The sequence below is a fragment of the Streptomyces sp. NPDC002055 genome, from assembly GCF_040296705.1.
In the GTDB taxonomy this organism is placed as follows: domain Bacteria; phylum Actinomycetota; class Actinomycetes; order Streptomycetales; family Streptomycetaceae; genus Streptomyces.
Genome location: NZ_JBEOXS010000012.1, coordinates 61,289 through 84,945, shown reverse-complemented (window position 1 = coordinate 84,945; position 23,657 = coordinate 61,289). Strand labels below are relative to the sequence as shown.

General features: G+C 73.9%; 18 protein-coding genes. 8 read left to right on the top strand and 10 right to left on the bottom strand.

Annotated elements, in window-relative coordinates; all coding sequences use genetic code 11:
• The first annotated feature begins 72 nt into the window (after window positions 1-72).
• Window positions 73-924: an oxidoreductase gene (locus tag ABT112_RS09835; protein WP_351507498.1), complete on the top strand. Its 852-nt coding sequence runs from the start codon at window positions 73-75 to the stop codon at window positions 922-924.
• Between the two features lie 441 nt (window positions 925-1,365).
• Here ABT112_RS09835 and ABT112_RS09830 read toward each other — a convergent pair whose 3' ends face one another.
• Together ABT112_RS09830 and ABT112_RS09825 are read right to left on the bottom strand one after the other, a co-directional pair.
• Window positions 1,366-1,635: a hypothetical protein gene (locus ABT112_RS09830; protein WP_351507496.1), complete on the bottom strand. Its 270-nt coding sequence runs from the start codon at window positions 1,633-1,635 to the stop codon at window positions 1,366-1,368.
• Window positions 1,636-1,990: 355 nt separating this feature from the next.
• Window positions 1,991-2,794, bottom strand: coding sequence for an SGNH/GDSL hydrolase family protein (locus ABT112_RS09825; protein WP_351507494.1), 804 nt, complete (start codon window positions 2,792-2,794; stop codon window positions 1,991-1,993).
• Between the two features lie 523 nt (window positions 2,795-3,317).
• On the opposite strand from ABT112_RS09825, the gene ABT112_RS09820 reads away from it, so the two are divergent.
• Window positions 3,318-4,445 carry a DUF5925 domain-containing protein gene (locus ABT112_RS09820; RefSeq protein ID WP_351507623.1) on the top strand — a complete coding sequence of 376 codons (1,128 nt, stop codon included), beginning with the start codon at window positions 3,318-3,320 and terminating at the stop codon, window positions 4,443-4,445.
• A gap of 390 nt (window positions 4,446-4,835) precedes the next feature.
• Here the strand turns inward: ABT112_RS09820 and ABT112_RS09815 are convergent, their stop codons facing one another.
• The 3 genes from ABT112_RS09815 to ABT112_RS09805 all read right to left on the bottom strand — a co-directional run bounded on the left by ABT112_RS09815 (window position 4,836) and on the right by ABT112_RS09805 (window position 8,719).
• Window positions 4,836-5,219, bottom strand: a complete 384-nt coding sequence (locus ABT112_RS09815; RefSeq protein ID WP_351507492.1) for a GntR family transcriptional regulator — start codon at window positions 5,217-5,219, stop codon at window positions 4,836-4,838.
• A gap of 181 nt (window positions 5,220-5,400) precedes the next feature.
• Window positions 5,401-6,552: a methyltransferase domain-containing protein gene (locus tag ABT112_RS09810; RefSeq protein ID WP_351507491.1), complete on the bottom strand. Its 1,152-nt coding sequence runs from the start codon at window positions 6,550-6,552 to the stop codon at window positions 5,401-5,403.
• Window positions 6,553-6,892: 340 nt separating this feature from the next.
• On the bottom strand, window positions 6,893-8,719 hold the full coding sequence (locus tag ABT112_RS09805; RefSeq protein WP_351507489.1) for a carboxyl transferase domain-containing protein: 1,827 nt from the start codon (window positions 8,717-8,719) through the stop codon (window positions 6,893-6,895).
• A 191-nt stretch (window positions 8,720-8,910) separates the two neighbouring features.
• Between ABT112_RS09805 and ABT112_RS09800 the strand changes: the two genes are divergently transcribed.
• The 4 genes from ABT112_RS09800 (at window position 8,911) to ABT112_RS09785 (ending at window position 11,796) form a co-directional block, all read left to right on the top strand.
• On the top strand, window positions 8,911-9,327 hold the full coding sequence (locus ABT112_RS09800) for a hypothetical protein (protein WP_351507487.1): 417 nt from the start codon (window positions 8,911-8,913) through the stop codon (window positions 9,325-9,327).
• Window positions 9,324-9,761: a winged helix-turn-helix domain-containing protein gene (locus tag ABT112_RS09795; RefSeq protein WP_351507485.1), complete on the top strand. Its 438-nt coding sequence runs from the start codon at window positions 9,324-9,326 to the stop codon at window positions 9,759-9,761. Before ABT112_RS09800 ends, ABT112_RS09795 begins: the two co-directional genes overlap by 4 nt.
• Window positions 9,762-9,937: 176 nt before the next feature.
• Window positions 9,938-10,345 (top strand): GNAT family N-acetyltransferase, encoded by a 408-nt coding sequence (locus ABT112_RS09790; protein WP_351507483.1) that lies wholly within the window; start codon window positions 9,938-9,940, stop codon window positions 10,343-10,345.
• Between the two features lie 365 nt (window positions 10,346-10,710).
• Window positions 10,711-11,796, top strand: coding sequence for a lytic polysaccharide monooxygenase (locus ABT112_RS09785; RefSeq protein WP_351507481.1), 1,086 nt, complete (start codon window positions 10,711-10,713; stop codon window positions 11,794-11,796).
• Between the two features lie 192 nt (window positions 11,797-11,988).
• Here ABT112_RS09785 and ABT112_RS09780 read toward each other — a convergent pair whose 3' ends face one another.
• On the bottom strand, window positions 11,989-12,858 hold the full coding sequence (locus ABT112_RS09780) for an esterase/lipase family protein (protein ID WP_351507479.1): 870 nt from the start codon (window positions 12,856-12,858) through the stop codon (window positions 11,989-11,991).
• A 529-nt stretch (window positions 12,859-13,387) separates the two neighbouring features.
• On the opposite strand from ABT112_RS09780, the gene ABT112_RS09775 reads away from it, so the two are divergent.
• Window positions 13,388-14,587, top strand: coding sequence for an RNA polymerase subunit sigma-70 (locus ABT112_RS09775; RefSeq protein ID WP_351507477.1), 1,200 nt, complete (start codon window positions 13,388-13,390; stop codon window positions 14,585-14,587).
• 72 nt (window positions 14,588-14,659) lie between these two features.
• Here the strand turns inward: ABT112_RS09775 and ABT112_RS09770 are convergent, their stop codons facing one another.
• Entirely contained in the window at window positions 14,660-15,817 is a 1,158-nt protein-coding gene (locus tag ABT112_RS09770) for a DNA polymerase Y family protein (RefSeq protein WP_502975300.1), read from the bottom strand.
• Complete coding sequence (locus ABT112_RS09765; protein ID WP_351507472.1) at window positions 15,814-19,356, bottom strand: DNA polymerase III subunit alpha; 3,543 nt, start codon at window positions 19,354-19,356, stop codon at window positions 15,814-15,816. Before ABT112_RS09765 ends, ABT112_RS09770 begins: the two co-directional genes overlap by 4 nt.
• Before the next feature lie 571 nt (window positions 19,357-19,927).
• On the opposite strand from ABT112_RS09765, the gene ABT112_RS09760 reads away from it, so the two are divergent.
• Entirely contained in the window at window positions 19,928-20,368 is a 441-nt protein-coding gene (locus tag ABT112_RS09760; protein ID WP_351507470.1) for a subtilase-type protease inhibitor, read from the top strand.
• 239 nt (window positions 20,369-20,607) lie between these two features.
• Here the strand turns inward: ABT112_RS09760 and ABT112_RS09755 are convergent, their stop codons facing one another.
• On the bottom strand, window positions 20,608-21,681 hold the full coding sequence (locus tag ABT112_RS09755) for a S1 family peptidase (protein ID WP_351507468.1): 1,074 nt from the start codon (window positions 21,679-21,681) through the stop codon (window positions 20,608-20,610).
• A gap of 742 nt (window positions 21,682-22,423) precedes the next feature.
• Entirely contained in the window at window positions 22,424-23,614 is a 1,191-nt protein-coding gene (locus ABT112_RS09750) for a slipin family protein (protein WP_351507621.1), read from the bottom strand.
• Window positions 23,615-23,657 lie beyond the last annotated feature (43 nt).

Here is a 23,657-nt window from a genome sequence, read left to right as displayed (position 1 = left end):
GAAACGTGTCGAGACCGACGGGGCCCAACCGCCCCGGTCGGCCTCTGTTCGCATCGTACGAAGGGAACTCCTGTGTCGGACACCAAGACATTCCTGATCACCGGCGTCAGCACCGGCCTGGGCCGCGCACTCGCGCATGCGGCGTTGGGCGCGGGCCACCGGGTGGTGGGCACGGTGCGCACGCCCGCCGACGCACGGGCCTTTGAGGCGCTCGCCGGCGACGCGCACGCCCGCATCCTGGACGTGACCGACCATGACGCGGTGGACACGGTCGTGGACGGGACCGAGCGCGACCTGGGCCCGGTCGACGTACTCGTCGCCAACGCCGGGTACGGCCATGACGGCCTCTTCGAGGAGTCGTCGATGGATGACCTTCGCCGTCAGTTCGAGGTGAACGTCTACGGAACCGTGGCGGTGATCAAGGCCATGCTGCCGCACATGCGGGAGCGCCGTTCCGGCCACGTCATCGCCGTCACCTCGATGGGCGGGCTGATCACCATGCCGGGCCTCAGCTTCTACCACGGCAGTAAGTTCGCGGTGGAGGGCATCCTCGAAACGCTCGGCAAGGAGGTCGCCGGTTTCGGCATCCATGTCACCGCTGTCGAGCCGGGCAGTTTCCGGACCGACTGGGCCGGCCGCTCGATGATCCGCGCACCCCGTGTGATCGCCGACTACGACGAGCTGTTCGAGCCGCTGCGCGCCCGGCGCATCCACGGCAGCGGGCACCAGCCGGGCGACCCGGACAAGGCCGCGGCCGCGGTGCTGCGCATTGTGGCGGCCGACCAGCCGCCGACGCGCCTGCTGCTCGGCACCGACGCGCTTCGGCTCGTCCAGGCCGGACGCGACGCCTTCGAGCGGGACATGCTGGAATGGGCCGAACTGTCGGCCTCCACCGACTTCGACGACGTCAGCCGGTCCGCCTGACGTCACTCGCTGTCGGGCGCTGTCGGGCCCCAGCGCGGGGCCTCGACTGCGGCTGTCATCACCGAGTCGGCCCGCTCTCGGTCCACCACACAGCCGGACCTGCTCATAGCCGTTCACGCCACCCAGCGCCTCCTGGCAACCGGGGGAGGTCAAGGCTCAAGCCAGGCGTCGTCCGACCTGTGGCGTCGTCCGCCCTGAGGGCAGGGATGGTGGTGGGCCGATGCGTGCGATCGCACGGCGGAGGGTTGGGGGTACCTCCCGGGCCGCCGGGCCCAGGGGGGAGAGAGGAGCGCAGCGGGCCGCGCCGACGGCCGACAACGTGGCGTGGGGCACCCCCTGCCCGAAGGGCTGTGAGGGAGTGCGTGCCGGCACACCGCCGCCCGGGGCGGGTGTGCCGGACAGGGCCTGAGACCGTGCGCCTGGTCGGGTGGGCGGGCCGGGTCAGCCGTGGTTGCCGAAGAGCGAGCGGCGGAGCCGTCGCAGCGGGGCGAAGAGCGAGACCCGGGAGACCCGTGCCCCCCTGCTCGACACCGCCCGCACGTCACGGGACGTTATCTCCCGCATCAGCAGAGTGGCCTCCTCCGCCTCGCACGACGGCACGGCAGGACCGGCCAGCACGGCGAGATGGCGGTCGAGGCGCGTACTGGACGCGCTGCTTCCGCAGCTGATGGCAGGGACTCGAGCCCTGCTGCGCATTGCTATCTGTTCCATGAGACTCCCCACCCAAACGAGGGCACCCGACCCGGGCAGGTTAACCCTACCGTCCCGTCACGTCACCCGCGCATCCGCGGGGCCCCGATTCACCTTCCCGGCAAGGGTGTTGACATTCGGAGTGAACTGCGGTGCATCGGGGGCGCGTTGATCGATGGGGGTCTCGGGCGGTGCCGGCCCGCCTCGGGGGCGCACCGATGGCGCACGCTCCGGCCGCCCGCGCCGGTGGCGACTCCGAGAGAGCAGGCACGTGGGCGAGGAAGCGGGGTGAGCGAGGCGAGGCAGGCGAGGAAGCGGGGTGGGCGAGGAGGCCCCGGGGAGGGGCCTCCTCCTCCGTGGGGGTGGCGGCCGGCTGTCAGGCCGCCGAGGAGAAGACGGGGAGATAGCCACCGGACTGTCCGGCGGCCTTGGGGTGGTAGGAGTTGTCGATCGGCAGGGTGACGCTGTGGATCCAGCTGTCGCTGGAGCAGATCTCGTGGCCGGTGAAGGTCCCGGTCACGTCGCCGAAGGTGAAGCCGTGGTCGGCGGCGCGCTTGGCGGTGGCGGCGTTGAGGGCGTCGGAGGCGGCGTTGAGGGCGGACCGTTCGTTCTCACTGAGGCCCGCGATGCAGCTTCCGTTGATCTTGTAAAGCCGCGGGTAGCCGAGGACGACGACCCGGGCGGCGGGGGCCTTGCTGCGGATGGCGGAGTAGACCTGGTCGAGCTTGCCGGGCAGCGTGGTGGCGACGTACTGACGCGCCTGCTGCACCCGTTGCAGACAGGTGCTCTCGGAGTTGAGGACACAGGTGGTCATGACGTCGGCGAATCCGGCGTCGTTGCCGCCGACGCTGATGCTGACCAGCCCGGTGGCGGAGTTGAGCGGGGCGAGCTGGCCGGAGAGGACGTCACCGGTCCGCGCGCCCGAACAGGCGGTGAAGGAGAAGGACGCGGGCGCGTGGGCCGCTGCCCAGAGGGCGGGATAGGACTTGGTGCTGCGCTTGCAGTTGCCGCTGGAGCTGTCGTAACTCCCGGCGCCGACGCCGGAGGAGTACGAGTCACCGAGGGCCACGTAGCGGGGGGCGGCCTGTTCGGCGGAGTACGCCGCGCCCGCCCCGGCAAGGGCGAACGCGGCACTGAGGAGGATTGCGGACGATACGCCCGCAGACCGGGACAGTTTCATGGAACCTCCCTTAGCAGGAGCTCTGCCACATCTGTCGTAGCAGCGCCCAGGCGACTCCGGAAGTGTCCATGCCAAACAAAGGTTCGGACCTTCTGCGCGGTGGGCTGCGCGTGACGCCCCCGCCCGCTCCGCCCCTGTCCCAGCCGTCTCCTCGCGGACCCGGCACACCGTCAGCGGACAGCGAGCGGGGTCGACCGCAGGGGCCGACCCCCGGGTGGGGGCGTCGTTGCCAGCACCCCGGGCGACGGCGTAAGGGGCCGCGCGGGCGCAGTCGGCCCGTACCGCGAGCGCCCCGCGCCCCGCGGCCCCCGGCCCCCGGCCCCACGACGGTGACGCCCGGTCAGCACCGGCCGACCCCGGTCGGCACCGATCGGCACCGATCGGCGCAACCCTGCGCCCCGGTCTCCGGCGGCACGGCCGGGCATCCGGGAAACCTGCGTGCACCGGCGGCGCCCGTGCCGGATCATGGGCGTGACACGCGCCGGACCACCGCCCGCGCCCCTCGACCGAGCCGGAGGACACCCTGCCGACCGACGCCCCACCGCCCCGGGCCGAGCCCGCCGCGGCGCACGACGCCCTGCCGATCCGGCTGACGATGGACGACAGCGACTCCCCATCGGATGTCGTGGACGCGCTGTTCCTCGGCCGGTTCGCCAACGGTGAGCAGCCGTACTCCCGCAGCACCTCGATCGACCGGGTCAAGTCCGGGGCGACCCTGCTGCCCGAGGCCGCCACCGTGCTGCGCTCCGCGCGCGACGACGACCGCGGCGCGCTGCTGGCCGAGGGCGAGGGCTGGACGCTGCTGGTGTCCCGGTGGAACCGCGGCGCCGACGTCACGGTGACGGCGGTCGACGACGCACTGGCCGAGGAGGTGCTCCGCCAGAGCGTCGACGGCGCGGAGGACGAGCCGGAGCCGCAGCCGGAAAACGTGACGATGGGCTTCTGGTACGTGTCGCCTCGGCGCGGCCCCTACCGGACGACCCGGCAGATCTCCGCCGGGACGTGGGAGGAGATCCGGCCGAACTACACGGCACCGGTCGCCGACGCGATGGACCGGCTGATGAAGGTCACCCCGGACGACATCTCGGGCCGTCTCCTGCTGCTGCACGGCCCGCCCGGCACGGGCAAGACCTCCGCCCTGCGGACCCTGGCACGCTCCTGGCGCGACTGGTGCCAGGTCGACTGCGTCCTGGACCCGGAGCGGCTGTTCAACGACGTCGGCTATCTGATGGACATCGCGATCGGCGAGGACGAGGGCACGGCGAAGGGCCGTTGGCGGCTGCTGCTCCTCGAGGACTGCGACGAGCTCATCCGCGGCGAGGCCCGGCACACCGCGGGCCAGGCCCTCTCCCGGCTGCTGAACCTCACCGACGGACTGCTCGGACAGGGGCGCAACGTCCTGGTGGGCGTCACCACCAACGAGGACCTCGAACGGCTCCACCCGGCCGTGGTCCGGCCGGGCCGGTGTCTGGCCCGGATCGAGGTGGGGTCGCTGACCCGCGGCGAGGCGGTGAGTTGGCTCGGCACGGAACAGGGTGTCGGACGGGACGGCGCGACGCTGGCGGAGCTGTTCGCCCTGCGGCGCGGCACCGGCCCGGCCTCCGTCCTCCCCCACCCGGCCACCGGATCGGACGCGGGGCTCTACCTCTGAACTTCCGGCCGTGGGGGGGGACCGGGCCGGCCGCCGGGGGCGCGCCCGGCCGCCCCGGCCCCCGCCCCCGCGCCCCACCCCCCGCCCTGGTCCCGGGCGTGGCGCAACCACGGGACGACGACGGGCGCGTGCCCCCCCCCCCCCCCCCGGCCGGTGCACAGCAATGGCTCCGGCTCCGGCTCCGGCTCCGGCTCCGGCTCCGGCTCCGGCTCCGGCAAGGCGTATTTCCGGCCTCCCCCGGCCTGTCTCCCGCCGGGCCTGCGGGGCCTGCGGGGCCTGCGGGTGCTCATATGCCTACCGGTGCTCGCGGGCCCACCCGCGCTCCGGGCCCATCGGAACCTGCCGGGGTGCGCCGGGTGCGCCGGGGTGCGCCGGGCCGTCACCCCGCGTTCACGGCCGGTCGGTGCCGTAGGCGGCGCGCAGGGCGTCCTCGACGGCCGCGAGTGCCGCGGCGTGGTCCAGGCCCAGACGGTGGACCCGCCCGGCGTAGGCCGAGGCGGCCGAGGCGGCTTCCCGCTCGGCGGCCTCCCCCGCGGCGGCGACGAACGTCCCGTTGCGGCCGCGGGTCTCGATCACCCCGTCCGACTCCAGCGCGCGGTACGCCTTGGCGACGGTGTTGGCCGCCAGCCCCAGCTCCTCGGCGAGCCCCCGGACCGTCGGGAGCTTGTACCCGACCGGCAGCGCGCCCGAGCGTGCCTGGTCCGCGATCTGGGCGCGGACCTGTTCGTAGGGTGCCTCGGGGGAGTCGCCGGTGACGGTGACCTTCAAGCTCACGGGGTGACTCCTCACAATGCGCTGAGCTGTTCGGCACCATCGTCTCGCACACCCGGGCCGGCGTCCCGGCGTGTCGTACGAAACACCCCACTCATCCGAAACACCCCATGGGCCACCCCGGTTCCGCTCCCACCCCGGTTCCACTCCCGCACCCATCCGGGAGACAACCCGGGGGCGAGGCCTACGTGGAGGGGAGGTCCGTCGTGGGCGGCAGCGTCACGGCGCGGTCGGGCAGCTCCGGGTCGTACGCGACGGGGTCGCCCGCCCGGTGCCAGTGCAGCACGAAGCGGTCTCCCGCCCGGTAGGCGTCCAGCCCCGCCCTGCAGTACGCGACCATGTCGTCCGGGAGGGCGTCCAGCGGGAACCAGTCGAGCTGCGAGCACTTCTCGGGCTCGCGGTTGACCGGCTCACCGCCCGCCCCGTAGGTGACCTCGAAGAACCAACCGGTGCGCGGCCGTGCGTCGGCCCGCGGCGCGCGGTGCTGCATCACGAGGGCCACCCGCAGGTCCTCGGGGCGAAGGTCGAGGCCGGTCTCCTCGCGCGCCTCGCGGATCATCGCCTCCCGGACGTCCTCGCCGTCCTCCACATGTCCGGAGGGCGCGTGCCACAGACCGTCGGCATAACCGGTGTTGGCACGGCGGCTGAGCAGGACCTGCCCCTCTCTGCGCAGCACGAGGTGCACGTCCACCACCTCGGTGTGCCGCCGCGGCGGGGCCGGGTGGACCACCATGGCGTACCGCTCGTCGGTGACCGGCCGGCCCCAGAGGGCCGGATCGGTGGACAGCCGCTCGGTGTGCACCCGGGCCGCCCAGGGGGCCACCGCCGCGGAGAGTTCACCGAGCGGCACCCCCGCCGGATCGATGTCGCCCCAGACCCCCTCGATCAGCACGAGCCGCCCGCCGGGGCGCAGCAGGCCCGCCCAGTGACGCAGCACTGCGGCCCGGTCGGGCAGCATCCACACCAGATGGCGGGCGAGAACGACATCGAACCGCCGCTCCCCCACCGGAGGTTCGGCCGCGTCCCCGACGAGGACCTGCGCGCCGGTCCCGGCGAGCTTGGACCGTGCCTGCTCCGCCATGCGCGGGGAGAGGTCGACCGCGGTGACCCGGTGGCCCCGCGCGGCCGCGAGCAGGGAGAGGCTGCCGGTCCCGCAGCCGATGTCGAGGACGTCGGACGGGCCGTCGGGCAGCCAGTCGTCCAGCCGCGCCGCCCAGGCGGCCCGTACGGCGGGATCGCGCAGCCCGTGGTCCGGTTCGTCGTCGAACGCCGCCGCGGCGGAGTCCCAGTACTCGGCTGCCGAGGCCGTCCGGGCACCCGGATCCGGCGATGGCATCAGGGGTGCCGGCGTCCGTGGGTTCGTCGAATCCGCCGAATCCGCCGAATCCATCGAGCCCGCCGGACTCTGCGGACTCCGGCAACTCATCGGACTGTGCCGGCTCGGCTTGCTCTGGGGGCTCGGCCGACTCTCGGGGCTCTGGGGGCTCTGGGGGCTCTGAGGGCTCTGAGGGCTCTGAGGGCTCTCGGGGCTCTGCCTGCTCGGCTGACTCTGCGGAATCCTGGGGTTCTTCGAGGTCTCGGAGTGCACATCGGGATCGTCGCACCGCCCACTGACAACGGCCGCGCGTCTCCCTGAACGGTGCCTCCCGGAGGGGAGTTCCAGCGCCCGGCATCCGTCAGGAGCGGGCGTGGTGCGCGCCGAGTTCCCGGTACCGCCTCCGGCGGGCGGTGAGCCGGGCGTCGGGCTCCTGGCCGCGCAGGGCGGCGAGTTCCTCGCCCAGCACGGCTCCCAGCCGCGCGAGGAACGCGGCCGGCTCGTCCGCGGCGTCAGGCGTTGCTCCGCCCGCCGCGCCGCCGTCCGCCGCGCCGCCGTCCGGCGCCTCCTCGACGATGCGGTCCACGATGCCCTGGTCGAGCAGGTCGGCGGAGCGCACGCCCTGGCGGGCGGCGACCTCGTACGCCCGTTCCGTGGTGCGGTACAGAATCGCGGAGGCGCCCTCGGGCGGCAGCGGGGAGAGCCAGGCGTGGCGTGCGGCGAGCACCCGGTCCGCGGGCAGCAGCGCGAGCGCGCCACCGCCGGCGCCCTGCCCGAGCAGCAGACACAGCGTCGGCGCGGGCAGCGTGACGAGGTCCGCGAGGCAGCGCGCTATCTCACCGGCGAGCCCGCCTTCCTCGGCTTCCCGGGACAGTGCGGCACCCGCGGTGTCCACCACGGTGAGCAGCGGAACGCCGAGTTCGGCGGCGATCCGCATCCCGCGGCGGGCCGCGCGCAGTCCGGCGGGGCCGAGCGGTGACGCCGCCTCGCCCTGCCGGTCGTGTCCGAGGACCATGCACGGCGTTCCGCCGATCCGGGCGAGGGCGAGCAGCAGTCCGGGGTCGTGTTCCCCCGCTCCCGTGCCGCTCATCGGGGTGACGTCGCGGCCGACGGCCTTCAGCAGCGCGCGGACGCCGGGCCGTTCGGGACGCCGGGAGCGCCGGATGGAGTCGGCGGTCGCCTGCGCATTCCCGGGCCCGGCCCCGGACCCGTCCCCATCTCCCGAACCACTCCCGCCCCGGCCGTCCGCCCCGGGCTCCCGTGCACCGGCCTCCCGCGCACCGACGTTCCGGGCGGCGACGTTCCGGGCGGCGACGTTCCGGGCGGCAGCGTTCCGGGCGGCAGCGTTCCGGGCGGGCGCGGCACCCCCCTCGTCCTGCCGCGGCGCGCGGCCGTCCCGCGCCGCCACCCCGCCGCCCTGCTCCGTTGATTCGCTGCGCGGTCCGGAGTCACCGTGCGGTCCGACCTCGCCATGCGATCCGGTGTCGCTGTGCCGTCCGACCTCGACGCCGCGGAGGACGGCGAGGGCGTGCGCCGCGGCCTCGGGCAGGTGTTCCGCGGGGAGGACCGCGTCCACCAGCCCGTGCGCCAGGAGGTTCTCGGCGGTCTGGACGCCGGGCGGGAACTCCTCGCCGTACAGCGCCTCGTGGACCCGGGGACCCAGAAAGCCGATGAGGGCACCCGGTTCGGCGGACGTGACATGCCCGAGGGAACCCCAGGAGGCGAACACTCCGCCCGTCGTCGGATGCCGCAGATGGACCAGGTAGGGCAGCCCGGCCGCCTTGTGCTCCGCGATGGCGGCGGTGACCTTCACCATCTGGACGAAGGCGATGGTGCCCTCCTGCATCCGCGTACCGCCGGAGGCGGGTGCGGCGAGCAGCGGCAGCCGTTCCGCGGTGGCCCGTTCGACCGCCCGGACCAGCCGTTCCCCCGCCGCGACCCCGATCGACCCGGCCAGGAAGCGGAATTCGCAGGCCACCACGGCCACCCGGTGCCCGCGTATCGCGCCCTCGCCGGTGACGACCGACTCGTCGAGACCGGTGCGCTCGCGGGCCCGCTCCAGATCGGCACGGTAGTCGAGGTCCTCGGTGGTGACCGCGACCGGCTCGTCCCAGCCACGCCAGGTTCCGGGGTCGACGACGGCGGCGATCAGGTCCAGGGCCGGGGTGCGGGGGCTCGGTCGCGTCATGGGGGCCACCCTGCCACGATCACCCGCCCGCCCGGCGGGACGCAATCCCCCCTCGTGGACCGGCTCCCACCGGCGAGGACACCGGGCAGCGCGGCAGAACGCAGCGCTACACACTTTCCACTTTGGAAAGTAGATGCCACTATGGAAAGCGCTTAGACGGAGACCGATGCCGACGAAACAGGGGGACGACCATGTCCGGAGCGGTGGAGGCCGGCGCGGCACTGGAAAGTGCCGCACGGATGGAGCGGGCCGCGCGGGCCCACAGCGGCTGGTACGCGACCTATCTGTGGGTGTTCGCGGGGTGGCAGTTGATCTTCGTACCCACCCTGTTCCTGTGGCGTGGGCCGGTGGGAGCCCTGACCTGCAGCGGGGCGAGCGCCGCGCTCGTCACGGCGCTCTCCGTCCACGCCGCACGGCAGCGGACCGTGCCCCGTGGCCACACCCGCAGGCACCTCGGTGTCATCGGCGCCTGGACCGTGGCCTACACCGGCAGCATCGTCCTGGCATTCACCGTCCTGGAGCCCGGCCCTCCCTTCGTCGCGATGGCCGCGGTGGCCTGTGCCCTGCCGCCCGCGTGGGGCGCGTGGCGGACGAGGCGTCCGGCGTGACACGGGAGACGACGCCGGGCACCTCCTCCGCGCGCCGCGGGAACGGACAGCGCCGAATCGAACAGCACGGGAACGGACAGCGGGGCAACGGGCGGCAGGCCGACGGCCCGCATGGGGACAGCCCGCATGGGGACGGCCCGCACCCGCGCCATGCGCTCGCACCGCTGCTCGCCTCGCCGGTGCGGCTGTCGGTGGTCGCCGCGCTGGCCGCCGTGGACAAGGCCGAGTTCGGCTATGTGCGGGACCTGGTCGAGATCACCGACTCCGCCCTCTCGAAGCAGGCCTCGGCACTGGAGGAGGCGGGCTGGGTCGCGGTGGAGAAGGGACAGGTCGGCCGCCGACCGCGCACCTGGCTCTCGCTGACCGAGGAGGGACTGACCGTCTACCGACGCCACATGGCCGCCCTGCGGGCCATCGCGGGGCCGCTGGCCTGAACGTGTGGCGGCGCCGCCGTCGCGAGCCGGCCATGGCCGCTCCGCGCCGGCACCCGCAGCTGCGCCGGAGGCAATCCCCTGCGGACGGGCCGGAACGCGTGCCCGTGACGGTCGCTCCTCACGCCGCATCACCCAACCCGTCACCGTCCGGTCGGTTCAGGACCGACGATGACGGCATGACCGATATCGAGATTCGTCCGGTACGGCCCGAGGAATTGCACGCCGTGGCCGGGCTTCGTTGGCAGTGGTTCCAGGAGAACCAGGGCACACCCGCCGTCGTACGGGACGTCTTCGTGCGCACCTTCGCGACGTGGGCAGCGGAGAACGCGGGCTCCCACCGTTGCACGGTGATGCTCCGGGGCGACGCACTCATCGGGATGGCGTGGCTGGCGATCGTGCGAGGCGTCCCCACCCCCTTGGCGCCCCGGCGTGCGTCGGGCGACATCCAGTGTGTGTACGTGGTCCCCGAGGAACGCAACGGGGGACTCGGGGGCCGACTCATCGACGTGGTCCTGGCACTCGGACGCTCCCTCGGGCTGGAGCGGATCACGGTGCACTCGAGCGAGCGAGCGATTCCGGCTTAGTCGCGCCACGGGTTCGGCCCGTCCCATCGACTGCTGCAGGCCGGCCCGACAGCCCCGTCCGCACCTCCCGGTCCGGATCCGGAGACCGCTCACGCCCCCCGTTCCGGAAAGGCCACCACACCCCCCTCCCACACCCCACCACCCCCGCCGATGCCCCCTGGCTGAGCCCCCGCTTAGCCTCCCCTTAAGCGGACCATAACGATCCCCTTCTCCCCCTCCTCAGGGCGGTTTTCGCCGCTCAGCCGGTCTAGCGTGCTGATCGCCGGGGCGGGGTTCCGGCTGTCGGTGCCGCCGGATTCGGGGGGCGGAACCGCCGGCCGGCCCCGCCCGCAGTTCCCCCCGAACACCCTGAAGGAGCACCCCACATGACCGCACGTCGTCAGGCCGCCCGGCTCGTCGCCATCGGCTTCGCGCCGCTCGCGCTCGCCGGGCCGGCCGCCGGGACTGCGGCCGCGCACGGTTCCATGACCGACCCCGTCAGTCGGGTGTCCGCCTGTTTCGCCGAGGGTCCGGAGAGCCCCAAGTCGGCTGCCTGCAAGGCGGCTGTCGCGGCGGGCGGGACCCAGCCGCTGTACGACTGGAACGAGGTGAACATCGCGGACGCCGCCGGGAAGCACCGGAGCATCATCCCCGACGGCAAGCTGTGCAGCGCCGGCCGCGACAAGTACCGGGGCCTCGACCTGCCGCGGGCCGACTGGCCGTCCTCCCGGATGTCCGCCGGCAAGCACACCTTCCGCTACAAGGCCACGGCGCCCCACAAGGGTTCGTTCGCGCTCTACCTGACCAGGAGCGGCTACAACCCGAAGAAGCCGCTCACGTGGTCCGCCCTGGAGGCGAAGCCCTTCGCGAAGGTGAGCGACCCCAAGCTGGTGAACGGCGAGTACGTCTTCAGCGGCAAGGTGCCGAAGCGGACCGGACGGCACCTGATCTACAGCGTCTGGCAGCGGTCGGACAGCCCGGAGGCCTTCTACACCTGCTCCGACGTGGTGTTCGGCAAGGGGAGCGGAGTCCGCTCCGCCGCTGCGACGGCGAGCGGGCCGAGCGACCAGCAGATCGAGGCCGGCGCCGCCAGGTCCACCGTGGACCACAACGGCCACGGAGCCGGCGGGCACGGCGGTGACACCGGCCACGGCACGGCGACCGGATCCGGTACCGAACACGACCACGGCACCCGGCCGGAGAACGGCGCCGAGACTTCCTCGTCCGCACGCGGCTCGTCCGCACGCGGCGCCGATGCGGCCGGCACCGCGGCCACCGGCGAGGACGCCCCGGCGGGCAACGCCCCCGTGGCGAAGGGCGCCATCAACCAGCCGGTCGACGAGGAGCACCTCGCGCAGACCGGTGGGGACAGCAGCACCGCTCCCCTCGCGATGGGCGGCGCGGCGGTCCTCGCGCTCGGCGCCTCGGTCGTGTTCGCCACCCGCCGCAAGGCCGCCCACCGCCGCGGCTGATCCGCGCAACCGGGTACCACCGCTCCAGGACTCCGTACCACCGCTCCAGTGGGCCGGGCTGCCGCCCCTCCTCCCCCTGGGGGGCGGCAGCACCGTGACGGGGCGGGAAAAGGCCCCCGACGCACGACGGCTCTCAAGACCGTCGCGTGCCGGGGGCCGTCGCGCGTGGGGCGGCCGAAGACCGCGCGTGGGTCAGCTGAAGACCGACAGACAGTTCGTCCGCGTGGCGTGGGCCGGGTCGAGGGCGTTGGCGGTCTCGTGGAAGGCGATCCGGTCGAGGAGGCCGATCGCCACATGCTCGGACAGGTCGACGGCACAGAGGTCCTGGAGCACGACGTTGCGCACGTCGGGCCCGGACAGGAAGGCGGACCGGTACGGCGTGACGACTTCGTCGTACTTGGTCGCGATCACCGTGTACCGGACGCCGGGCACCGTGTCACCGCCCTCGTTGAGCCTGGTCAGGAAGTCCGACCCCGCCACCTGGTCGGTGAGGCCGGGGGCCGACCGGCCGATGGCGTCCTTCGCTCCGGGGAACTGGTCCAGGAGCCAGGTCAGTCCGTTCAGGGTGGTGCCGTGGTTGTCGGGCGCCAGCCCGATCAGGGCGTTCACCTTCTCCGCGCCGCCGAGGAACTTCAGGTAATGACGCGGCATCATCCCGCCCTGGCTGTGGCCCACCAGGTCCGCCTCGGCGGCGCCGGTGGCCGCGAGGACACGGTCCACATAGGCGGAGAGCTGACGGGCCGACGCCTCGATGGGGCCGAGGCCGTGGAAGAAGGGGACGCCGGGCAGTTGGCCGTAGTCCAGGGAGAAGACGCAGTAACCGCGCTGCACCAGGTAGGGGGCGAGGCCGAGCCAGTTGTCGATGGAGTTGCCGAGCGTGCCGTGCACCAGCACGACCGGACGGGGATGGGCCGCGGACGGCCGGCAGGAGAAGTCGTTCCAGCCGCTGGAGGTGGTACGGGCAGCGGTGCCGTCGTCCGCCACCGCCGGGGTGGCGGTGAGTGCGGCGGTGAGCAGGAGGGCGGGAAGCAGTTGCAGAGCTCGCTTCCAGGGCAGCTTCATGTGATCTCCTCGCGGGGGCGACACGGGGTGGGGTGACCGTGAACCCTGTGATCCGGATCACAAGAAAGCTGTGCTCATGTCAAATTACGGACGAGTAGCACATCTGGCCAGTCACGCGGGGGCAAAGAGAATGTCATGCACTCTTCATAATTCGCCTCAGGAGCAGCGCTCCGCCCCACCCGCCGCGCCGGAGCGGGGGCGGCGGGTATACGGAACGGCTTCCGAACAGCCCGCGAACGCCCCAGAAGCACGGCCCGGGGCTCCACAAGCACGGAACGGCTTCCGCACCCGCGGCCGGCCCCCGCGGGCACAGGGCCGGGGGGTGCCGACGGTCCGGTGCGGAGGTGTGCGGTCGCCGGCCCGTGACCGGACGACGCACAACGGGCCGTGGGTCGCGGACACGTGAGGACCACCGGGGAACGCGTGGCGGACAACAGCCGGATGCCCTGCCGCGCGCCGGTCGGTTCCCGCCGCCCCGCGCGTTCTACTGTGCAGGGGCCCATCCGATCCGGAACGGGAGAGCCCGTCCGTGCCCCACCACGAGCCCACCCCCGGCCACCGCGAGTCCGCCCCCGGCCACCATGAGCCCGGGCGCCATGAATCCGGGCGTCATGAGTCCGGCCACCATGAGCCCGGCCGTCCTGAATCCGGTCACCGTGAGCCCGGCCCCGGCAGCCGCCCCGGGGACGCGCCGTCCGGTACGGCGCCGCCCCATGCCGCACCGGGGGGTGCGACGCCGGGCGGCGACCGGGCGGCGTTCGCCCTGCTCGCCGAGCGGCACCACCGTGAGCTGCACATCCACTGCTACCGCATGCTCGGCTCGTTCGAGGAGGCCGAGGACCTCGTGCAGGAGACGCTGCTGCGGGCACGGCGGCAGGCGACGAGCGCCGAGGGGGATCCGGCGTCGCGGGAACCGGAGTTCCGGACCCTGCTGTACCGGATCGCGACGGCGGTCTGCCACGACGCGCTGCGGCACAAGCGGAGGCCGCCGGCGCTGCACTCCATCGCGGAGGTGCCCTGGGTTCAGCCCTATCCCGACCGGCTGCTGGACCAGGCCGCGCCCCGCGGAGGCGGACCGGGGCCCGCGGCCGTCACCCGGGAGACGATCGAACTCTCCTTCCTCGCGGCCCTCCAGCTCCTGCCGCCCCGGCAGCGGGCCGCACTGGTCCTGCGCGATGTGCTCGGGCGGCCGGCCGAGGAGACCGCGGCACTGCTCGGTACCACCGCGACGGCGGCCGGCAGCGCGCTGCAGCGCGCCCGGGCGACCCTCCGGGAGCACCGGCCGCCGCACCGGGACGACCCGGGCTCCGCGGCCGGACGCGAGGACGCGGCGGAGGGGAAAGCGGAGGCAGAGGTGGACACGGAGGCGGAGCTGCTCCGGCGCTACGTCGACGCCCACGAACGGGCCGACACCGCCGCCCTGACCGCGCTGCTGCGGGAGGACGTACGGGTCACGACACTGCCCCGCCCGTGGTCCTACGAGGGCCGGGCAGCGCTCGCCCCGCTCTTCGAGCAGACCTTCGGCCCGCAGGAGCCCGGCGACTGGAAGCTGCTGCCGACCGGGGCCAACCGCTCGCCGGCGGCGGCCGGTTACCTGCGCGCGGAGGGCGCATCCGGCCACCGGGCGTTCAAACTCGACGTGCTGCGGGTCGAGGGCGGCGCCATCGCGGAGATCACCACCTTCGACGCCGAACTCTTCCCCGCGTTCGGGCTCGGGCTCACGCTCTGACCTGTCCGCCCGCCGATACGGAAGGCCGTGGGGAACGGCGCCGTGCACGAGCGCGACGGCACTGCCCGCCGGTCACGCGGTACGGCGGGGCGGGTCCGCCAGGGCCGCCGGCCGGACCGCCCCGGGCCAGCGCATATTGGCGCGGTCGAGGACCGGTTCCAGGAGCCATGCGTTGGCCGCCTGCCGGTCGAAGGTGAGCTGCCGGCCGGAGCGTTCGGGGCCGGTCAGGTCCTCCGCCCGCAGGGAGACCGCCCGGACCCGGGCCCGCTGCAGGCCCAGCGCGTCGTGCAGCGCGTAGGCGGTGGCGGCCAGGGCCGGGGTGTGGGCGGTCGGCTCGGGCAGCGCCCGGGTGCGGGTCGTCGTGGAGCGGTCGGCGTAGCGGACGGTGAGCGTGAGCGCGCGGGCCACCCGGCTGTCGGCCCGCATCCGGAAGCCGAGGTCGGCGGCGAGCGCGAGCAGCGCCCGGCGCCTGAGGTCCGCACCCAGCTCGTCGTGGTCGAAGCGCTGTTCGGCACCGACCGAGCGCGTCGGGGCGCCTGCCGGCCCGTGCCCCGGAGCCGAGGAGACGGGGGTGGGATCGATGCCGTGCGCGCGGTCGTACACCCGGCGCCCGGCGCTCGCGCCGAGGATGCGCTGGAGGGTGGCCGGCGGGGTGGCGGCGATCCGGCCGATGCTGTCCAGGCCGTACGCGCCGAGGGTGCGGGCGGTGGCCGGGCCGACCCCGTGGAGTGCGGTGACCGGCCGGGGCGCGAGGTAGGCGGCCATCGCGCCGGGGTCGTCGGGGACGGTACGGATCGCGCCGGCGGACGCGGGGTCGAGGGCGGCCAGGCGGGCCAGCAGGGGGTTGCCCGCGACCCCGACGGTGCAGTCCACACCGTGCCGGGCGAGCGCCCGGACCCGGACGAGGCCGGCGATCCCGACGGCGTCCCGGCCGAAGTAGCGCAGCGCGCCACGGACGTCGACGAGTGCCGCGTCGGGCGGGAGGGCCTCGATCACGGGGCTGAACTCGGCGAGCAGCCCGAGGAGTTCCGGATAGGTCTCCTCGCCGGGGGCCGTCTCCGTCCCCGCGGTCCGGAACCGCACGTACAGCGTCGACGGCCCGCTCCCGGAAGCCGGGGCCGTGTTCCGGAGAGCCCGGGGCCCGCTCCCGGAAGCCGGGGGTGCCTTCCGAGGGGTCGGGTCCGCCTCCCGAGGAGCCGGGGGCGCCTTCCGAGGGGTGGGGGACGTCATCGGCCCGCGCTCCCCGGGCTGGAGTGCCACAGTTTGCGGCCGGTGGCGGCCGGGTCGCCCGCGGGGCGGAGGTCCGCCCAGGGGTGCATGGCGTAGCCGGTGGACAGGTGGATGCGGCGGCCGTCCGCGGAGCCGGCGGGCGCCCCGGGCTCCGGCTCCGCGCCGGGCCCGCCGTCGGACCGCTCCCCCGGACCTCCCGGCTCCCCCGGGCCCTCCGGCGCGCCGGACGTCAGCCGCGCCGCGACCGCGTCCAGACCGCCCTCGCGGCGCAGTTCCGCGAGCTCCGCGAGGTTCCACGCCGCCGCCCCGACGACGCTGAGGCTGCGCGGTCCGCGCCGCTGGACCGTGCCGCGGACGAGGAGCAGCCAGGAGTGGAAGACGGTGTGGGCGCAGGCCGCGTGGCTGTCGTCGAAGAAGGCCAGGTCGACCAGGCCCGTGCCGTCGTCGAGGGTGGTGAAGACGACCCTCCGGCCGGAGCGGATCGGCGGGGTCTGGGTGGCGGCCTTGGCACCGGCGACGAGCACCGTCTCGCCGTGCCGGGCGGCGCGCAGCCGCTTGGCCGGAATCACCCCCAACTCCTCCAGGAAGGCGGCGTGGTCGCCCATGAGGTGCCGGGAGGTGTCCATGCCGAGCACGCCCAGTTCGGCGCCGAGGCGTTCGCCCGCGTCGAGGTCGGGCAGTCCGGCCGGTTCCGCGAGGGCGGGCCGGGCGTCCGCGTCCAGCGGGAGCTGTCCGGCGCGGGCGGTGGTGCCGCGCTGGTGCCGGTGGAGTTCGGCGATGTGCAGGAGCAGGTCGCGCCGGTTGTTCCCGAACGCGTCCAGCGCGCCCACCTGGGCGAGCCGTTCGGCGACCGGCCGCCCCGGGCGGGCCCGGTGCCAGAGATCCTGGAGCGAGGTGTACGGACGGCCGGACGCGATCCGCTCCGTCTCGGCCTCGCTGATGCCGTGCACTTCGGAGAGCGCGAGGCGAATGCCCCACTTTCCACCGGACTCCAGTTCGATTCGATAGTCGGCGGCCGACCGGTTCACCTCCAGGGGCAGGATCGGCACCCCGCGCCGCCGCGCGTCCGCGAGCAGCAGCCGCTTCGGGTACATCCCGGGGTCGTGGGTGAGCAGTCCCGCGTAGAAGGCCGCCGGATGGTGGGCTTTCAGCCAGGCCGACTGGTAGGTCGGCACGGCGAAGGCCACGGCGTGCGCCTTGCAGAAGCCGTACGAGCCGAACGCCTCGACGATCTCCCAGGTGCGCTCCACCACCTCCGGCGCGTACCCCCGGGCCGCGGCCTCCGCCGCGAACCAGGCCCGCACCCGCCCCTGCCGCTCGGTGTCGGACAGCGCGCGGCGGGCCTCGTCGGCGCGGCCCGGGCCGCAGCCGGTCATGACCGACAGGATCTCGATGATCTGCTCGTGGAAGACGACCACCCCGTAGGTCTCGCGGAGCGCTTCCGCCAGGTCGGGGTGCGGGCACCGCGGCACCCGCCGTCCGTGCCGCGCCTCGATGAAGGGGCGCACCATGTCGGCGGCGACCGGGCCGGGCCGGAAGAGCGAGATGTCGACGACGAGATCGTGGAAGGTGGCGGGCTGGAGCCGTCCGATCAGATCGCGCTGCCCCGGGGACTCGATCTGGAAGCAGCCGAGGGTCTCGGTGGAGCGGATCAGGTCGTAGGTCGCGGGGTCGCCCGGCGGTACCTGCGCGGGGTCGTCCAGATCCGGCCCCCGCCCGGTGGCCCGTGCGATCTCGGCCACCGCGTGCGCCATCGCGGACTGCATCCGCACCCCGAGCACATCCAGTTTGAGCAGCCCCAGGTCCTCGACGTCGTCCTTGTCGAACTGCGCCATCGGGAAGCCGTCACCGCTGGCGACGACGGGGGTGCGGTCGTGCAGCGAGGCGTCGGACAGGAGCACTCCGCAGGGGTGCATGGCGATCCCGCGGGGCAGTCCGTCCAGCGCCTCCACCAGCTCCCACAGCCGTCCGTAGCGGTCCCCCTCCGCGGCGACCGCGCGCAGCTCCGGCAGTTCGGCGAGGGCGGCACGGGCGTCGCGGGCGCGGATGTGCGGGAAGGCCTTGGCGAGCCGGTCGGTCTCGGCCGGGTCCATGCCGAGGGCCGCGCCCACGGCCCGGATCGCGTGCCGCACCCGGTAGGTCTCCGGCATGGCGACGGTGGCGACCCGCTCCGCCCCGAAGCGGTCGAAGATCGCGCGGTAGACGTCGAGGCGCCGGGCGGACTCGACGTCGATGTCGATGTCGGGCAGCACCCGCCGCTCCCGCGACAGGAAGCGCTCCATCAGCAGGTGGTGCTCGACGGGGTCGGCGTGCGCGATGCCGAGGAGGTGGTTGACCAGCGATCCGGCGCCGGAGCCGCGGGCGGCGACGCGGATGCCGAGCGCGCGGGTGTCGTCGACGACCCGGGCGACGGTGAGGAAGTACGAGGCGAAGCCGTGGTGTCCGATGATGGCCAGTTCCTCGTGCAGCCGCTCCCAGCGCCGCCGTTCGCGGTCGTAGCCGCGCAGCACCATCGCGGCGGCGCACCGGCTGTGCAGGGCGCGGTCGGCGGTGCGCCGCTCCGCCCCCACCAGACGTGGCTCGGGGAAGTGCACGGTGCCGATGCCGAGGTCGTCCTCGGGGTCGACGCGGCACGCGGCGGCGGTCCGCCGGGTCTCCTCCAGGAGGCGGTGCGCCGCGTCCCGGCGGAAGCCCGCGGCCTCCGCGATCCGCTCGGCGGCGCGCGCCATGTCCCGTTCGTCCTTGAGCCAGCGTTCGCCACTGTCGAGCCGGTCGGGCCGGCGCGGGTCGACGGGGACGAGGAGGCGGGCGGCGTCCAGCACATCGGCGACCGGGCCCTGCCCGGGGTCGGCGTAGCGGACGGCGTTGCTCAGGACGGCCGGCACGCCCTGGTCGGCGGCGAAGCCGACGGTACGGGCGGCGAGCCGCAGCGACCCCGGCCCGGTGCCCCCGCGCCCGTGGTGCACGGCCTCCAGCCGGAGCGCGCCGCCGTACAGATCCCGCCAGGGGGCGAGCAGCCGTGCGGCCCGGTCGGGGCGGCCCTCGGCGAGGGCCCGGCCGACGTCGGAGCCGGGGCCGAGCAGCACGGTCAGCCCGCTGTCCGCGGACCTCTCCAGGTCGGACCGGTCCAGGAGGGGCTGTCCGGCGTCGCCCGCGTGGGCGGCCGAGACCAGGCGGCACAGCCCGGCCCAGCCGGTGGCGCCGTCCCGGGCGAGGAAGACCGCCCGGGGCGCGGACTCGTCGAGGAAGGCGCCGCCGCGCACCGGGTTCCGCCGCCCCGGGGGCGTGCGGCCGGGCGTGCGCCCGGAACCGTCCGGCGCCTGTCCCCGTACGGCCAGTGCGGCGCCGAACAGCGGCCGCACACCGGCCCGGGCGCACGCCTTGGCGAACCGGACCGCGCCGGCGAGGGTGTCCCGGTCGGTCAGCGCGAGGGCGTCCATGCCCCGCTCGGCGGCGCACTCGGCGAGCCGCTCCGGGTGAGTGGCCCCGTACCGCATGGAGAAACCGGAGACGGTGTGCAGATGCGTGAACCCGGACACCCGCACCTCCTGAGCTCGTACACCCCCTGGCCGGAACTTTTCTGTCTCCCCGGCCTCCACCATAGACCAAGGATCGAACATTCGTACGATCGATACGGACGGCCCACCGGAGCGCCGCCCGGCCGGCCGGTGAACACCGCACACCCCCTGGTGAACAGGGCGGGGCGGCGCGATCCGCACCCACCACTCCGCACTCGGCACCCCCGGGACGCCCCGGAGACCGGCCCGATTGCGGACATATGCCCGGGGCGAGTCGAGCCGCTTCCCCGGAAGCCCGGCGACACGCCGGAGTCGAACGGCACTTTCCAGCCGAGGTGACGCGACAAGCCAGGAACGTTGCACAGCGTTTGCGCAGGTCAGGCGGAAGTTTTTGCTTCAAGCGGGAATTTTCGTCCACATGCCGGACACATCTTCGATGCCCTCACACCCACTCCGACCTGCCCGAATATACATTCGGGCACAGTGTGTTCCGGTGCGGCGACCAGAAGTGACCGCTCGGTGTGCGTTCACCGTTCGCATGAGCAAGACTCCCGTCCGGCATCTGCACCCGCGAACAGAAGGAGCCTTCGAAATGCGCTACACCATTGGGGCGTTGGGGGCGGCCGCCGCCCTGGCCGTCGGCTGTCTGGCGAGCACGACCGCCGTGGCTCACGCCGACAGCCAGGGCCAGAGCAGCCTCTACGCACCGTCGGCTCTGGTACTCACCATCGGCAAGGGCGAGGACGCGGCGACCGCGGCCGTGCAGCGGGCCGTCGTGCTGCGCTGCACCCCCAGGCCCGGCGGGGACCACCCGGCCGCGGCCGAGGCGTGCTCCCAGCTCCGCGCCGTGAACGGCGAGTTCTCCGCGCTGACCCAGCCCCCGGCGCCGGGCACCGTGTGCACCAGGATCTACGACCCGGTCACGGTCACCGCGGACGGGGTCTGGAACGGCCGTCGCGTCTCCTGGTCGCAGACCTTCGCCAACCAGTGCGTGATGGAGGGGACGACCCAGGGGAACGTCTTCGCCTTCTGACCAGGAGGGAGTGATTCCCTGCCCGCACGGGAGAGCGCATCCTCCCCGCCGGGAGGGAAACCCTCCTGCAGGACCCGGAGAACATCCGGGGGGCCGCTGAGCCGACCGGTGCTGTGGGGGCGCCGGCCGGCAGCGACCGGGGCCGTGGGGGGCCCGGACGCAACAGCGCAGGCCCCGGGTACGTCGGACGTACCCGGGGCCTGCGGCCCGCATCACCTGCGGGGCGGACCCGCTCGGCGTCAGCCGATCTCGGCGCCGAACTCCTCCAGCGCCTCCGGCACCGGCTGGAAGAACGTGGTGCCACCGGCGGAGCAGTCACCGCTTCCGCCCGAGGTCAGACCGACCGCCGACGAACCGGCGAACAGCGCGCCGCCGCTGTCGCCCGGCTCGGCGCAGACATTGGTCTTGATGAGCCCCTCGACGGTGCCCTCCGAGTAGTTGACGGTCTCGTTGAGGCCGGTCACCTCGCCGCCGTGCACCTGGGTGGTGGAGCCGCTGCGCTTCACCTTCTGACCGACGGTCGCCTCGGCCGCCTTGGTGATCTTCTGAGTGCTGCCGTTGTAGAGGTTCACCGCGCTGGGGTGCTCGGCGTCGCCCGAGTACTTCACAAGTGCGAAGTCGTTGCCCGGGAACTGCGAGTCCTCCATGGCGCCGATCGCGGCACCGTCGGCCGACCACTCGCTGCCCTTCTTGCCGCAGTGCCCCGCGGTGATGAAGGCGGGCTCGCCGCCGACCGTCACGTTGAAGCCGAGCGAGCAGCGACCGCCGCCGCTGGTGATCGCGTCGCCGCCGGCGACGAAGGGCCGGTACTCACCGGAGGTCCGCTGCAGCGCGACCTTGCTGCCCAGGCTGTCCAGCACCGTGTCGAGCTTGCGGAGCTTGCCACCCTTGACGGTCCGGTCCGCGGTGACGACGATCTTGTTCTTCCGCGGGTCGACGGACCACGACGTACCGGGAATGGTCGCCTTGTCGGACAGCGTCGTCCGCGCTTCCTTGAGCTCGGCCAGCGTGTGCTGGACGACCTTCGCGACCGCGCCCTTCTCCCGGACCTTGTCCGCGGCGGCCTTGTCCACGACGTTGACCACGAGCTTCCTGGCCTCGGTGTCGTAGTACGCGCCCGCGGTGTCGCCCCGCAGATCGGACGTGACGGAGGAGGCCAGCTTCGCGGCGGCCGGCGCCGACAGCAGGTCCGCGGCCCGGGGCGGAGCGGGGGTGGCGGTGGCGCTCTGCAGGGTGAACGCCGCGCCGACGACGGCTGCCGCCGCCGCGCCCGCAATCGCGGTGCGCCGCTTGGTGATCCGTCGGTGCTTCAAGTCAAGACCTCCAGTGGGGGGTTGGGCCTGCCGTGGGGAGCATGCGGCCCGGAGGGTGCACATCACGCACACCTGGCACATACGTACAGACGAGGACGGGCCCACCGAAAAGGAGCCGCGTCCATGCCAATTGGCGCGCCGAGTATGCCCAGGTCCCCCACCGACACACAAGGTCGGGCTCCGATCGTGTGTACGAAGCCACAAGGGCGGCGTCCAGCCCGGGAGGCATTGCGACGCTATGTCCGCCATGGAGACGACGGACGGCGGCCGCCGCACGTCGGCCGACGCACCGCACCCGGCCATGACAGCGGACCGTTGCGGTGCGGGAGCCGCCGGAAACCCCTGCCGGGAAACCGCCGCCGGCACCCCGCCGTCGGCGACCTCAGCCCGCGGAGCGGGGACAGACGGAACGGAGGGCGGCACACGGAACGGGATCCGGAACGGCCGGCCTGCCGAACCGGAACGTGACCGGCCGACCGACCGAACCGGAACGTGATCAGCCCGCGGACCGCCATGCCCGCGCAGGACCGCCCCCATACCCGCGTAGGGCCATCCCCCATACCCGCGCAGGACCGCCCCACCCTCCCCACACCCGTACCGGACCATCCCCCGGACCACCGACCGGCCACAGTCCGCCGGCCACCGGCCACCGGCCTCAACACCCCCGTCGCACGCCTGACCGGGGCGGGCCATCCGCCCCGGTCAGGACCTCACCACCTCACACCTGTGGCGTCACGGCACGTCACGGCACCCCGGCCACGGGCGGCCCGGCCGCCGAACCGTCGCCGTTGGCGGGGGCCTCCGGCCGGCCGCCGGAGCGGAGATCGTCGGCGGCGAGTGCGGCCGCGTCGGCCGGGGAGCCGGACGCCTCGGCGGTCTCCCGTCCGGCTCCGGCCGCCGCCGGAGAAGCGGCCCCGGGCTCGGCAGCGGAAGCAGCACCGGCGGCAGCACCGACTTCGACGCCGGCCCCGGCACCGGCACCGGCACCGGCACCGGCACCGGCACCGGATGCTGCGGTCGGCGCGGCGGCCGGCGTCTCCGCGGGCGCGGAACCGGCAACCGGACCGGTCGCGGGACCGGAAGCGGAGTCGGAAGCACCGTCGGGAACCGGCCCGGACGCGGCCACCGGGGTCCGCGGCGCCGCCTCGACCCCTTGCTGCGGGGCGTACGGCCCCTGCTGGGCCCGCTCCAGGAACCTCAGCAGTTCCACGGGGAAGGGCAGCACCAGCGTGGAGTTCTTCTCCGCGGCCACCGCCACCACCGTCTGGAGCAGCCGCAGTTGGAGCGCGGACGGAGTGGCCGCCATCTGCTGCGCCGCCTCCGCCAGCTTCTTCGAGGCCTGCAGCTCGGCGTCCGCGTTGATGACCCGGGCCCGCCGCTCACGGTCGGCCTCCGCCTGCCGGGCCATGGACCGCTTCATGGTCTCGGGGAGCGACACGTCCTTGATCTCGACCCGGTCCACGGTCACCCCCCAGCCGAGGGCGGGGCTGTCGATCATCAGCTCCAGGCCCTGGTTGAGCTTCTCCCGGTTGGACAGCAGATCGTCCAGCTCGCTCTTGCCGATGATGGAGCGCAGTGAGGTCTGCGCCATCTGGGACACGGCGAAGCGGTAGTCCTCGACCTGGACGACCGCGTCGGCGGCGTCGACGACCTTGAAGTAGACGACGGCGTCGACCCGCACCGTCACGTTGTCCCGGGTGATGCCTTCCTGCCCCGGCACCGGCATGGTGATGATCTGCATGTTCACCTTGTTCAGCCGGTCCACCAGCGGGACGATCATGGTGAATCCCGGCTCCCGCACCTGTGGCACCAGCCGCCCGAGCCGGAGGACGACCCCGCGCTCGTACTGCTTGACCACGCGCGCCGCGGCCAGGAGGTATACCGCGGCACAGCAGAGTGCCACGACTGCCGCTGTCACGAGCTCCTCGACCATCACGGCCACCCGCCCGTCTAATTTGTGAATCATGCCCCTTTTG

Bases quoted from the DNA above. Each gene is read 5' to 3' on its own strand.
- ABT112_RS09830 (WP_351507496.1), bottom strand. From the start codon at position 1,635: ATGGAACAGATAGCAATGCGCAGCAGGGCTCGAGTCCCTGCCATCAGC.
- ABT112_RS09825 (WP_351507494.1), bottom strand. From the start codon at position 2,794: ATGAAACTGTCCCGGTCTGCGGGCGTATCGTCCGCAATCCTCCTCAGT.
- ABT112_RS09810 (WP_351507491.1), bottom strand. From the start codon at position 6,552: ATGCCATCGCCGGATCCGGGTGCCCGGACGGCCTCGGCAGCCGAGTAC.
- ABT112_RS09805 (WP_351507489.1), bottom strand. From the start codon at position 8,719: ATGACGCGACCGAGCCCCCGCACCCCGGCCCTGGACCTGATCGCCGCC.
- ABT112_RS09800 (WP_351507487.1), top strand. From the start codon at position 8,911: ATGTCCGGAGCGGTGGAGGCCGGCGCGGCACTGGAAAGTGCCGCACGG.
- ABT112_RS09790 (WP_351507483.1), top strand. From the start codon at position 9,938: ATGACCGATATCGAGATTCGTCCGGTACGGCCCGAGGAATTGCACGCC.
- ABT112_RS09785 (WP_351507481.1), top strand. From the start codon at position 10,711: ATGACCGCACGTCGTCAGGCCGCCCGGCTCGTCGCCATCGGCTTCGCG.
- ABT112_RS09780 (WP_351507479.1), bottom strand. From the start codon at position 12,858: ATGAAGCTGCCCTGGAAGCGAGCTCTGCAACTGCTTCCCGCCCTCCTG.
- ABT112_RS09770 (WP_502975300.1), bottom strand. From the start codon at position 15,817: ATGACGTCCCCCACCCCTCGGAAGGCGCCCCCGGCTCCTCGGGAGGCG.
- ABT112_RS09760 (WP_351507470.1), top strand. From the start codon at position 19,928: ATGCGCTACACCATTGGGGCGTTGGGGGCGGCCGCCGCCCTGGCCGTC.
- ABT112_RS09750 (WP_351507621.1), bottom strand. From the start codon at position 23,614: ATGGTCGAGGAGCTCGTGACAGCGGCAGTCGTGGCACTCTGCTGTGCC.